14 protein-coding genes are annotated in these 11,792 nt (G+C 68.5%); 9 read left to right on the top strand and 5 right to left on the bottom strand.

What is annotated here, in order from left to right:
* Positions 1 to 70: 70 nt before the first annotated feature.
* The 4 genes from AB0J62_RS37805 to AB0J62_RS37790 all read right to left on the bottom strand — a co-directional run bounded on the left by AB0J62_RS37805 (position 71) and on the right by AB0J62_RS37790 (position 2,547).
* A complete protein-coding gene (locus AB0J62_RS37805; RefSeq protein ID WP_363881898.1) occupies positions 71 to 1,282 on the bottom strand; it encodes a sigma-70 family RNA polymerase sigma factor in 1,212 nt (403 codons plus the stop codon).
* A gap of 5 nt (positions 1,283 to 1,287) precedes the next feature.
* The gene (locus AB0J62_RS37800; protein WP_363881981.1) at positions 1,288 to 1,695 is read right to left on the bottom strand and encodes a YciI family protein; all 408 of its coding nucleotides are present in this window, start codon (positions 1,693 to 1,695) and stop codon (positions 1,288 to 1,290) included.
* Positions 1,696 to 1,825: 130 nt separating this feature from the next.
* Positions 1,826 to 2,281 (bottom strand): DUF3515 domain-containing protein, encoded by a 456-nt coding sequence (locus AB0J62_RS37795; protein WP_363881896.1) that lies wholly within the window; start codon positions 2,279 to 2,281, stop codon positions 1,826 to 1,828.
* Between the two features lie 32 nt (positions 2,282 to 2,313).
* Positions 2,314 to 2,547, bottom strand: coding sequence for an Lrp/AsnC ligand binding domain-containing protein (locus AB0J62_RS37790; RefSeq protein ID WP_198682133.1), 234 nt, complete (start codon positions 2,545 to 2,547; stop codon positions 2,314 to 2,316).
* Positions 2,548 to 2,698: 151 nt separating this feature from the next.
* On the opposite strand from AB0J62_RS37790, the gene AB0J62_RS37785 reads away from it, so the two are divergent.
* From AB0J62_RS37785 to AB0J62_RS37775, 3 genes are read left to right on the top strand one after another with little or no spacing between them, the layout of a single operon-like run.
* Positions 2,699 to 3,661: a thiamine-phosphate kinase gene (locus tag AB0J62_RS37785; RefSeq protein ID WP_363881894.1), complete on the top strand. Its 963-nt coding sequence runs from the start codon at positions 2,699 to 2,701 to the stop codon at positions 3,659 to 3,661.
* A gap of 1 nt (position 3,662) precedes the next feature.
* Positions 3,663 to 4,481: a bifunctional hydroxymethylpyrimidine kinase/phosphomethylpyrimidine kinase gene (gene thiD, locus AB0J62_RS37780; RefSeq protein ID WP_363881892.1), complete on the top strand. Its 819-nt coding sequence runs from the start codon at positions 3,663 to 3,665 to the stop codon at positions 4,479 to 4,481.
* Positions 4,478 to 5,119: a DinB family protein gene (locus AB0J62_RS37775; protein WP_363881890.1), complete on the top strand. Its 642-nt coding sequence runs from the start codon at positions 4,478 to 4,480 to the stop codon at positions 5,117 to 5,119. Before thiD ends, AB0J62_RS37775 begins: the two co-directional genes overlap by 4 nt.
* Here AB0J62_RS37775 and AB0J62_RS37770 read toward each other — a convergent pair.
* Complete coding sequence (locus AB0J62_RS37770) at positions 5,116 to 6,270, bottom strand: ROK family transcriptional regulator (protein ID WP_363881888.1); 1,155 nt, start codon at positions 6,268 to 6,270, stop codon at positions 5,116 to 5,118. The genes AB0J62_RS37775 and AB0J62_RS37770 overlap by 4 nt on opposite strands.
* A 67-nt stretch (positions 6,271 to 6,337) precedes the next feature.
* On the opposite strand from AB0J62_RS37770, the gene AB0J62_RS37765 reads away from it, so the two are divergent.
* From AB0J62_RS37765 to AB0J62_RS37740, 6 genes are all read left to right on the top strand, one after another.
* On the top strand, positions 6,338 to 6,958 hold the full coding sequence (locus tag AB0J62_RS37765) for an HAD-IA family hydrolase (RefSeq protein WP_363881886.1): 621 nt from the start codon (positions 6,338 to 6,340) through the stop codon (positions 6,956 to 6,958).
* Positions 6,955 to 8,199, top strand: a complete 1,245-nt coding sequence (locus AB0J62_RS37760; protein ID WP_363881884.1) for an MFS transporter — start codon at positions 6,955 to 6,957, stop codon at positions 8,197 to 8,199. The genes AB0J62_RS37765 and AB0J62_RS37760 overlap by 4 nt, the downstream gene beginning before the upstream one ends.
* Before the next feature lie 37 nt (positions 8,200 to 8,236).
* Positions 8,237 to 9,070: an SMP-30/gluconolactonase/LRE family protein gene (locus AB0J62_RS37755; protein ID WP_363881882.1), complete on the top strand. Its 834-nt coding sequence runs from the start codon at positions 8,237 to 8,239 to the stop codon at positions 9,068 to 9,070.
* A gap of 126 nt (positions 9,071 to 9,196) precedes the next feature.
* Positions 9,197 to 9,679, top strand: a complete 483-nt coding sequence (locus AB0J62_RS37750; RefSeq protein WP_363881880.1) for a GNAT family N-acetyltransferase — start codon at positions 9,197 to 9,199, stop codon at positions 9,677 to 9,679.
* Positions 9,680 to 9,812: 133 nt separating this feature from the next.
* Positions 9,813 to 10,025: a hypothetical protein gene (locus tag AB0J62_RS37745; RefSeq protein ID WP_363881878.1), complete on the top strand. Its 213-nt coding sequence runs from the start codon at positions 9,813 to 9,815 to the stop codon at positions 10,023 to 10,025.
* Positions 10,022 to 10,765, top strand: coding sequence for a peptidoglycan-binding protein (locus tag AB0J62_RS37740; RefSeq protein WP_363881876.1), 744 nt, complete (start codon positions 10,022 to 10,024; stop codon positions 10,763 to 10,765). Before AB0J62_RS37745 ends, AB0J62_RS37740 begins: the two co-directional genes overlap by 4 nt.
* Positions 10,766 to 11,792: the final 1,027 nt, after the last annotated feature.

The raw sequence follows: 11,792 nt of genomic DNA, 5'->3' as shown, positions 1-11,792 counted from the left end.
CAATCCGCCCAGGCGAGTCCGCTCCGCCCGCCCGGGCCGGGTCCTCTCCGCACTCTCGGCGGGTCGTCGGTCATAGGCGGCTTGCTCGGGAGCGGAGGTAGCGCTGTTGGGGGAAGCTGGTTGCCCGGCTCGCGGCCTCCTCGTAGGCGACGCGAGCACCGGCTGCATCACCCGACATCTCGAGCAGATGTGCCCGGACCGCCGCCAACCGGTGGTCCTTCGCGAGATGGTCGTCGTTCTCGATCGAGCTCAGCAGTGCGAGCCCCTCGTCCGGGCCGCGTGCCATCGCGACGGCGACCACGTGGTTGAGGGCAACCATCGGGTTGTCCGTCAGCTGGAGCAGCACCTCATACAGCGCGACGATCTGCGGCCAATCAGTCTCCTCTGCACTCGGTGACTCGTCGTGAACGGCAGCAATCGCCGCCTGCAGCTGGTACGGCCCGACCGGCCCTCGCGGCAACGTCGCCGTGATCAGCTCAACGCCCTCCCGGATCAGCTCCGGAATCCACAGCGACCGGTCCTGCTCCGCCATCGGCACAAGCTCACCAAGCGCCCCGGTCCGCGCCGGCCGACGCGCATCGGTCAACAGCATCAACGCCAGCAACCCCGCCACCTCGGTGTCGTCAGGCAGCAACCGATGCAGCATCCGCGCCAACCGGATCCCCTCGGCCGCGAGCTCCACCCGCTGCAGGCTCGGTCCCGTCGTACTCGCATAGCCCTCGTTGAAGATCAGGTACACAACCTTCAGCACCGCGCCCAGCCGCTCCTCGCGATCAGCCGGCAGCGTGAACCGCGCCCCGCTCTCCTTGATGCTCGCCTTCGCCCGGGTGATCCGCCGCGTCATGGTTGCCTCCGGCACCAGGAACGCCCGGGCGATCTCCGCCGTCGTCAGACCACCGACCGCCCGCAGCGTCAACGCGATCTGCGACGCCGGCGACAACGACGGATGACAACACAGGAACAACAGCACGAGCGTGTCGTCCGCACCCCTGACCAGCTCACCGGCCGGCTCACCCAGCGGCGCCCACTGCGCCACCCGGTCCTCCCGCCGCTGACGAGCCTGCTCCCGCCTGAGCAGGTCCGTCAGCCGGCGGGAAGCCACCGTGATCAACCACCCGCGAGGACTGTCCGGCACGCCATCCACCGGCCACTGCTCCGCCGCGGCAAGCAGCGCCTCCTGCACCGCGTCCTCAGCCGTGTCGAAGTGCCCGTACCGCCGCACCAACGCCCCCAGCACCTGCGGCGCCAACTCCCGCAGCAACTCCCCAAGCGCGACGGTCATCCCGATCACTCCACCAGTTCGTCCTGGCCTTCGACGATCGGCCGGATGTCGGCGTACGCCGTCGCGCGCAGGAACTCCGGCGCCGGCGTATCGGCGAGCCGGGCCGCGATCTCGGTCGCCCGATCGAACGACTCGCACTCCACGATCCAGTATCCGGCGAGCACCTCCTGGGTCTCCGCATACGGACCGTCCGTCACCACGGACTGCCCGTCTTTAGACCCGAACCGCCGGGTCAGCACCGGCGCCGCCAGCGCCCGTGTCTCGACCAGCTCACCCGACTCGACCAGCTCGTTGTTGAACTTCTGCATGAACGCGCCCATCGCCGCAAAGTCCTCAGGCGTCCACGCAGGCTTCCCGGTGTCCTTCCCGGCCATCCCGTCATAGTCCTGCTGCGACGCATACGTCAGGATCATGTACTTCACAGCTAGCTCCCATCGTCCGGACGCCCACCGCAGGCGCCTCCACCCGAGACGTCGCCCCGGCGGCCTCGAACCGGACACCACCTGCAGACGATTTTCGATCTCGCCAGGGAGTATGCACTCGTCAGGTACAGGGCGTGACGAGTTTGTCGTGGCTGTGGATAGCGTCGGACACGTCGGTGAGCGCGTTGGCCTCGGGGGAGTACTTCGAGGGGACTGCCATCTCGAGATAGAGCTCCCGGCCGATAGTGGTGAAGATGACGCCGTTCTTCACCTGCTTGGCGAACCAGCCGACCCCGTTGACCTGGAAGCACTGCGACTGGGCCTCGGCCATACCGGCTGGAGGCGCGACGCCGCATGTCACCTCGATGGGCGGGTCGCCGTACGCCGTGGTCAACGGGCTCTCGGGCGACGTCTTCCGCGGCTTCTGATCGAGAACCTTCGCTGGCATCGCCTGGATGAGCTGCGTGCAGGCGGCGGCGACGCCGGGCGCGGGGGAGGGGACCGGCACGGGCGTCGGACCCGGGCTGCACCCGGCGAGCACGATCACCGCGAGTGCGGCCAGAAAGATTTTGGGCATGACGAAAACAGACGAGTCCCCGGGTGGATGGCTCAGATGTGGACGACGGGACAGGTCAGCGTACGTGTGATGCCAGGAACGTTCTGGACCCGGGCAACCACCAGCTTGCCCAGTTCGTCGACGTTGCGGGCTTCCGCGCGGACGATCACGTCGTACGGACCGGTGACGTCCTCGGCCAGGGTGACGCCCTGGACCTCGGCGATCTGTGCGGCGACGTCGGCCGCGCGGCCGACCTCGGTCTGGATCAGGATGTAGGCCTGGACCACCACGTCGTTCTCCACTCAGTCGTCCTCAGCTGGCTCCGGCCGCCTGCGGACACCGCTGTGCAGCGGTACTGCGAGACAGCCGGGCGTACTCATAGTTGCCCGGTCACGGTACCGCCTAGACTCCGGTCAGCGATATGGGAGGTCTGCTGACGTGACAGAGACGTTGGGGAGCACGGGTGAGTTCGGCCTGATCGCGGCCGTCACCAAAGGGCTGTCCACAGGTGAGGACGTCCTGGTCGGTCCAGGTGACGACGCGGCCGTGATGGCGGTGCCGGACGGCCGCATGGTGATCACGACCGACCTGCTGGTGGAGGGACGCCACTTCCGCCAGGACTGGTCGTCTGCGTACGACGTGGGCCGCAAGGCCGCCGCGCAGAACCTCGCCGACGTAGTGGCGATGGGTGCGCGGCCGACTGCCCTGGTGGTCGGCTTCGGCGGTCCCGCCGACCTGCCGACTGCCTGGGCGCTGGAGCTCAACCAGGGCCTCGTCGACGAGTGCGAACTGGTCGAGGCGAGCATCGTCGGCGGCGACACGGTCCAGTCGGACAAGATCGTCGTGTCGGTCACCGCGTTCGGTTCCCTGGACGGTCGTCCGCCGGTACTGCGGTCAGGCGCCCGCCCTGGCGACGAGGTCGCGTACGTGGGCCGGCTGGGTTGGGCCGAGGCGGGCTGGGCCGTTCTGGCCCGCGGGTTCCGCTCACCACGGGCTGTCGTCGAAGCGCATCGCCGCCCGCAACCGCCGTACGCCGAAGGTCCGCGCGCCGCGCTCGCCGGTGCCTCCTCGCTGTGTGATGTGAGCGACGGACTGCTCTCCGACCTCGGTCACATCGCCGCTGCGAGCCAGGTGATCATCGACGTACACACGAAGGCGCTGACCGTGCCTGAGCCGCTGCAGGCGGTCGCTGCAGCGACCGGTGTGGACTCGCTGAAGTTCGTGCTGACCGGCGGCGAGGACCACGCCCTGGTCGGCACGTTCGAGCCGGCCGACGTGCCCGAGGGCTGGACCGTCATCGGGTCGGTTGCTGAGGGCAACGAGGAACGCCCGGCCGGGACCGTCACGGTGGACGGCTCGCCGTATGCTGACGAGACAGGCCACGCCCACTTCAGGAGTTGAGATGCCGGTCGGGAGTGCACCGCCCAGAGTGCTGACGATCGCCGGGTCCGACTCCGGCGGCGGAGCCGGGATCCAGGCGGACCTCAAGGCGATGCTCGCGAACGGCGTGCACGGCATGAGCGTGCTGACCGCGATCACCGCACAGAACAGCCTCGGCGTCCAGGGCGCCTGGGAGCTGCCGGAGGAACAGGTGCGTGCCCAGTTCCACAGCGTCGTCGACGACATCGGTGTCGACGCGGTGAAGACCGGCATGCTCGCCTCCGAGTCGATGGTGCGGGTCGTTGCCTCGCTGCTGCGCACACTGCCGGAGGGCGTGCCGATCGTCGTCGACCCGGTCTCGGTGTCGAAGCACGGGGACGCGCTGCTGGCAGCTGACGCGATGGACGCCGTACGCTCCGAGATCGTTCCGCTGGCCACCGTCCTCACTCCGAACCTCACCGAGCTCGGACCGGTCGCCGGTGTCGAGCTGGAAACCATTGAGGACCGCGAGCTGGCGGCAAAGCTGCTGCTGGACGCAGGTGCTCGCTGGGTGCTGGTGAAGGGCGGCCACGACGTGGGTACGGCGGCAGTGGACGTGCTGCACGGCCCAGGGATGCGGCGTTCGTACAGCGCGGTCCGCGCCGACAACAGGCACACGCACGGCACCGGATGCACGCTGGCGAGCACCATCGCGTCGTACCTGGCACGTGGGTACGACGTACCGAGCGCGGTTGGTGCTGCGAAGGAGTACGTGACCGGAGCGATCGCAGCCGGGTTCGCACTCGGTGGCGGGATCGGTCCGGTCGATCATGCGTGGAGATTTCGAGGGAGAAGCAGTTGACCAAGCAGCAGCCCCCGGTCGACGGGTACTGCGAGCAGTGCGGCTTCAACTACGACACCGGTGATCTGCAGGGCACTGTGACCCTGCTGATCCGGCAGTCGGCGGACTGCAGCATGGCGCTCACGAAAGCCGCGGCCGGTCCGGACGCGAGCGTGGTGCGCCTGCGACCGGAGCCAGAGGTGTGGTCCGCGATCGAGTACGCGTGCCACGTGCGCGACGTACTCGAGGTGCAGCGGCTGCGGATCGCGCAGTGCCTGGCGGAGGACCGGCCGGTGTACGCGCCGATGGACCGGACCGGTCGGGTGAAGCAGGAGAAATACGAGAACCAGGACCCGATGGAGGTGGCGGCCGCGCTGGTGCGGAACGCCAAGGACTTCGGTGCGGCTGCGCGGGTACTGCGGCCGCAGGAGCTGGGGAAGCTGGGGCTGTACAACTACCCGATGCGGGCGCCGCGCACGCTGGGCTGGATCATCCGCCACACCGCCCACGAGATCCAGCACCACCGGCACGACATCGTCGAGATCCTGGCGAAGGTGGAGCCTCCGATCGTCCCCAAGCCGAAGGTCGAAGAGGTCGAAGGGGCTGAAGAAGTCGCTGAGGTCGCTGAAAGGGCTGTGGTCGAAGAGGTAGTCGACTAGCGCTGCGCCACCCACGCGGCGATCGCAGGCTCGGTGGTGAGCTGGTCGAGCGCCAGGGCGGCCGCGCCGCGGAGCGGACCGTCGGGCAGGGTCGCAGGCAGCACCGGCGGGGGAGACCCGCGGTGGAACGTCATCAGCCCACCCTCGTAGGCCTCCTTGAACGTGCGCTCAGCAGCCGCTCGCAGTGGGATCGCCAGCCCTCCGATGGTGATCACATCCGGGTCATGCGCATTGACGAGACCGGCGATACCGCTACCCAGCGCTGACACCACTTTGGTCACTGCAGCGCGCGCATTCCGGTCGGTGCGCCGCAGTACCTCCTCGGTGTAGGCATACGGGTCGTCCGGTCGCCCCTGCTTCAGGTGCCGCGCCAGCGCGCGACCGTCGATCTCCAGGTCCCAGCACCCGCGAGCCCCGCACGGACACGCCCGGGATCGGTCGCCGAAGGGCATATGCCCGTACTCACCACCTGCACCAGACGCACCCTGCGCCGGTACGCCGTCGATCAGCAGCGTCCCGCCGATGCCGACCTCGATGATGAGGTGCAGCGCCGTACCAGCTCCCGCTGCAGCGCCCGTTCGTGCCTCTGCCACCCCACTCAGGGTCGCGTCGTTGCCGGCCAGCAGCGGCAGACCGGTGCCCTCGGTCACGGTCTCCAGATCCAGCTCGGCCCACTCCAGCGTCGGGGCCTGCATCAGGTGGTTGTCGCGGATGGTTCCTGGTACGGCGAGGCTCACCATCCGCAGCCGGTCGCCGTACTGCTGCCGAGCCTGCTCCACGTGGCGCCGCAGGTTGTTCAGCACGACCTGCGGGCGTCTGCTCCGGTGACGCCGGTACTCCGGATCCTGCAGCGACCCGTCGAGCGTCACGATCGCACTCCGCCAACTGCTCTGCCGCAGGTCGAGCGCGAGCACCACAGGTCCTTGCGGATGCGCCCGCAGCAATGTGGTCGGCCGGCCGCGCCCCTGGCTGGGCGCTGGTACTTCGGTCACCAGGTGCACGTCGCGTAGCCGAGCCGTCACCTCTGTCGCCGAACCCGTGCTCAATCGCAGCGTCCGCGCGACCGCGGCCCGGGTGATCCCGGGCTGACGGGTGAGTTGGGTCAGCACGTCCGAAGCCGTCTGCCACTGTCCCCGGCGCACAGGATTCATAGCTGCCTTTCGTTCTGTCCCCGGATCAGTTTATGCTCGTGGGACGAGTTTAATAGGGAGGAAGGTCATGGAGATCCGGGACATCCGCGCCGTCCTGTTCGACATGGACGGCACCCTGGTCGATTCCGACGCGGTCGTCGACCGGAGCTGGAGCCGCTGGGCGACGGAGTACGGCGTACCCGTCGCCGACGTGCTCGCGATCGCGCACGGGAGCCCCGCGGAGGCGACCATCACGCGGATGCGCCCTGACCTCTCGCCGGCTGAGCGTGTGGCCGCGGTCGCACGAGTGCTGGATATCGAGTGCGACGACGTGTCCGATGTCGTTGCCACGCCCGGCGCGCTCGAGCTGACCGCGCTGCTGGATCAGATGGGTCTGCCGTGGGCGGTCTACACGAGCGCCTCGACCCGGTTGGCCAAGGTCCGGCTGGGCGCGGTCGGGATCTCGCCGTCGATTCTCGTGACGCTCGACGACGTGGAGCGCGGCAAGCCGGACCCCGAGGGGTACCTGCGGGCCGCCGAGCTGCTCGGCGTACCAGCTGTGCAGTGCTTGGTCGTCGAGGACACCGTGGTCGGCCTGACGGCGGGGCGGGCTTCTGGTGCGCTGACTGCTGGGCTGAAGGGCATCGCCGCCGACATCGAATTGGCTGACCTGCACCAGCTCGGCAGGCTGTTCAAAGGCTCGGAATGACCGCGGCGACGGAGGCACCCGTCGACTCCGGAGCTCGCGGTGACGAGGTTCGGATCGGCATCGCGCTGTCGGCGATGGGGTTCGTACTGGCCGGTCTCGGCGCGTGCGTCGCCATCCTCGCCCGCGACCTGGATGAACCACCGGGCCGACTGGCGCTGTTGTCGTCAGGCTTTGCAGTCGGTCTGCTGGTCGTTGCGCTCATCGGACCGCGATTGCTGCGCTCGTGGTCGATCCCGACGGCGATGGCGTTCGGCTCAGTCGTCTGCGCGTTCGGCGCGGTCCTGATCGCAGTAGCCCCGGTGTACGCCGGTGTCATCGCAGGCACGCTGTGTGTCGGACTGGGTGGAGCGATGCTCACTTTGGTCGCACCACTGATGCTCAACGGACCAACAGCCGCAGTGCGACTGAGCCGCGTCAACGCCGTCGCCAGCGGGACAGGCATCCTGGCACCGCTCGCCATCGGCGCCCTCGACGGCCTCGGTCCCAGTGGGCGACTGGCCATGCTCGCCGCCGCGCCACCCCTGGTCCTCCTCGCCGTTCTGACCCGCCGCTTGCGCCCGGTCAGGCCTGCGGCTGTTCGACGCACTGACCCGCCGTTCCGACAGGCGGGTGGGCGGGAGGAGCAGCCGGTCGCGGTGCTGATCGATTCTGCGCCGGCAGTGGGGCTGGGGCGGAAGTGGCGGGGGCGGGTGGGGCGTCAGGTCGTCATGGATGTGGGGATCGGATGGCTGCGGGTCGTGCTGTCGGTCTCGGTCGAGTTCTGTTTCGTGGTGTGGGCCGTGGCGCGGTTGGTGGCCACCGGGTTGCCGACGGCAACGGCGGCTTTGCTCGGAAGTGCGTTCCCGATCGGGATGGCGGCCGGGCGAGCGATCGGCCCGATCCGCTGGCGCGGTTGGTCGCCCGTACTGCCCTCGGGTGCGTTCGCCGCCTGCGGCACCTTGATGGTGAGCCTGTTCGACACCCCGGCGATCGTCGCCCTCGGCCTGGTCGTGGCCGGTCTCGGCGTCGCCCCGCTCTATCCGGTCACCCTCGCCGCCCTGGTCGCCACGCCGGGCCTCAGCTCTGCCCGCCTCTCCGCGGTCGGCGCACTAGCCTCCGGTACGGCGATCCTGCTCGCGCCGGCGATCCTCGCCGTCCTGGCACGAGCCGTTGATCTGCGTACGGCGTACTTGGTGACGCTTCCGATGATCGCCATCCTTTTTCTGCTCAGCCGTCGATCCGGCCGGACCGCGTTCGTGTAGAGGGTGAAACGACCCGATCGACGAATGAGGTGACGTGATGTCCGAACCGACGATTCTGCTGGACGGTCTGGGGATGCCCGAGTCGGCCCGGTGGCACGACGGGCGGCTGTGGTTCTGCAACTGGATCGAGCAACAGGTGGTCGCCGTCGACGCCGACGGCAAAGCGGAGTACTTCTCGGTGCCGGTCGAACAGCTCATGGGCTGGTCGATCGACTGGCTCGCCGACGGCCGGTTGCTGACCACCGGTGAGAAGTTGCGGCGCTACGAGCCCGACGGATCGATCACAGTCCTGGCCGAGCAGAAGGCCAACGAGCTCGTCCTGGACGCGCACGACAACATCTATCTCAACGGCGCTGACTTCAACTTCGCCGGCGGCGAGGCGCCGAAACCCGGCTACATCAAACTGGTGACGCCTGACGGACACGTCCGCCAGGTCGCCGACGAGATCCAGTTCCCGAACGGCATGGTGCTCACGGACGACGGCCGGACCCTGGTGATTTCGGAGTCGTTCGCGGGCCGCCTGACCGCGTTCGACGTCGAGCCGGACGGCGGGTTGTCCAACCGCCGCGTGTTCGCCGATAACCTCGGACCGGACGGCATCTGCCTCGACGCCGAGGGCGCGATCTGGGTCCAGACCGGCGGCAACGGCGTCGTCCGCGTCACCGAGGGTGGCGAGATCCTCCAGCACATCGACCTCCCCGAGAACCGCGCGCCGTTCTCCCTGACCCTGGCCGACTTCAACGGGCCGACCCTCTGCATCCTCACCTCGGAGTGGCACGCGGACGACAGCATCACCGACAACCTCGACCGGCTGAGGAACGGCCCGCCCACCGGCAGCATCCTCACCGTCCCCGTCAGCGTCGGTCGATAAGATCCTCTGCATGGAGTGCTTCGCCGCCGGGCGTATTCGGCACTGACACCGGCCCGCCGCTGCCGCACGCGCGGCGCGCCGGTGACGCCTGCCCGGATTCCACCTTCGTTGTGAGAGGCACACTCCATGCAGATCCGTTCGTACGTCGACGCTGACCTGGCCCGGCTCATCGACCTGACCATTGACACCTTCGGGCCGTTCTTCGAAGAGTCGTTCCGCCCACTGGTCGGCGAGACCATCTTCAAGCACCAGCACGGGGACTGGCGGAGCGACTACCACCAGGAGGTTGCCGGGTTGCACGACCCGGCGCAGCACAAGTACGTCGCGATCGCCGAGGAGAACGGCGTACTCCTCGGGTACGTCGCCTGGAACGTCGAACCGGATCGTTCGAAAGGTACGGTCGCGCTGCTGGCGGTCTCGGCGCCGTACCGGCGGTCGAACGCCGGGACCGCGTTGTGCGAGCACGCGTTCGAGGCGATGCGCGCCGAGCAAGCGGAGTACGTCGAGATCGGCACCGGTGGCGACGACTTCCACGCGCCCGCCCGTGCGTTCTACGAGAGTCTCGGCTGCGTGAAACTCCCGGTCGCGGTGTACTTCCGCGAGCTCTAGACCCGCCTGTCGATGAGGCGCGTGAGCTAGGGCGTTTGATCATGCTCCGGCCCGTGGACGAACATCCTGGGCCGGAGCATGATGAACAGATCAAGGCTGGGGGCTCAGAACGTCTTGAGGGGGAGCTGTGACCATGGACGACGTGCGGTCGAACGACGGACCGTATCAGGACGACCCGGACGAGATGTCCCAAGAAGAGCAGGCCCGCTTGCTCACCGAACCGAGCTTCGATCATCGGCTCGACAACGAATCCGAACTGCTGGACGAGGAGTTCGGCCCACCTGAACGCGGCGGGTACGGGCGCCCGCCGGCCGACGCGGAGTACAGCGGGAGCGCCGGCTCATGAGCGGCATCGAGGACATGATCAACCAGGCCGAACTCGACCTCGGCCTCGGCGAGCCGAACAAGATTCAGAAGTGGTACCGCGACAAGAACGGCTCAGCTTTCAGCGGCAACTTCCCGTGGTGTGACGCCTCCATCACGTACTGGGCGTGGCATTCGGGCAACCAGAACGCGGTCACGTACGGCGGGTACTACGCGCTGACCACGGCCCACGCGCACGCGTTCAAGAACCACAGCCAGTGGCACAAGGACGTCGCCGGCATCCAGCGCGGTGACATCGTGTTCTTCGACTGGGGCGGCACCGACCTCAAAGCGAAGATCGACCACGTCGGCCTCGTTACCGGCGTCAGCGGCTCGAACATCTATACCATCGAGGGCAACTTCGACGACAAGTGCGACCGCCACACCCGCCGGTCGGACGTGATCGCCGGCTACGGCCGCCCGTCGTACGTCCACTCGACCGAACCACGCACCGGCTTCGTCACCTTCCCGGGCAAGTCGTTCTTCGTGATGGGCCGCAAGAGCCCGATCATCGCGGCAATGCACGCGCGGTTGGTCGCGGTCGACTGCGACAGATACGAAACCCAGACAAACAAGGACACCTGGGGCACCGGCGACCTCAAGTCGTACTCAGCCTGGCAACAAAAACTAGGCTTCCACGGCTCAGTCACCCAACCCGGCAGCGACGCCGACGGAATCCCCGGCGCCGAAACCTGGGACAAACTGAAGGTCCCCCGCACCTGAATTCGGATCCCGGCGTGACGCTTGCTCCGCTGAGGTGAGCCCGTCGCTGCTCTTCAGCGACGGACTCACCTCAGGCACGCTTGCTGACGGGTCCGACTGCCGTCCGCAAGCGCGTTGCCGACGGGTCCGGCTGCCGTCCGAACGCGATTTGCTGACGGGTGTCGACCGGACGCGATGCAGGCGTCCAGGCCGATCGGCCGGCGGGGTCAGACCCGGCGGGGTTAGACCCGGGTTGACGCCGAGCTGCCCGCATGAGCCGAGCCGTCGCGCCTACACCGCGCCCACACAGCGCGCACCGGACTGGTCGCTCGTGCCTGATGAAGACCCGCTCCGGGCTACCGTGCGTGGAGCGGCTCCGGTGGCAAGTCGTGACACCACCAGGTCGCGCCCGGGACGATACCGAGCCACCGCACGGGCCGTCAGCACGCCACGGTCCTCGCGTCTGACCACGCCGACGGTGCAGTCGTCGTGCTGGACGAGGAATGATGACCTGCGCCAGCCACCGTCCCTGGAGCGAGTCCGTCGGCAAGACCGTCGACAGCACGAGGGCAGGGACGACGACAAGCGACGGCACGAGTCGCCCGCCCACCGCGCTGGTCGCCTCACCTCTGCTGTGAACCCGGGCCAGCAGACGTGCCTGGACCGAGTCCGTCGGCTCGACCGTCGGGCCACACCGGGTCAGACCCGGCAAGCCGACCCGCACCCACGACGGCAACTTGCAGGGTCGCCGAGCAACCGCAAGGGCTAACGAGCCCACCACACCGGTCCCTCACGCCTGATGAAGACCCGCCCAGCTCTCTCCCTGGAGCGCGTCTGTCCGCACGATCGTCGGCGACCCGGGTCAGATCGGGTCAGCCCGGGCCGGATCGGGCCGGATCGGGCCGGACCGGGCCGGACCGGGCCGGACCGGGCCGGACCGGGCCACACCGAGCCACACCGGGTCTGACCGGGCCAGGCCGGGCAAGCCGACCTGCACCGACGACGGGAACGTGCAGGGTCGCCGAGCAACCGCGCGGGCTAACGTGTC

Source organism: Kribbella sp. NPDC049584, assembly GCF_040675555.1.
Taxonomy (GTDB): domain Bacteria; phylum Actinomycetota; class Actinomycetes; order Propionibacteriales; family Kribbellaceae; genus Kribbella.
The sequence above is the reverse complement of the archived record's forward strand: the minus strand, read 5'-3'. Positions and strand labels throughout refer to the sequence as shown.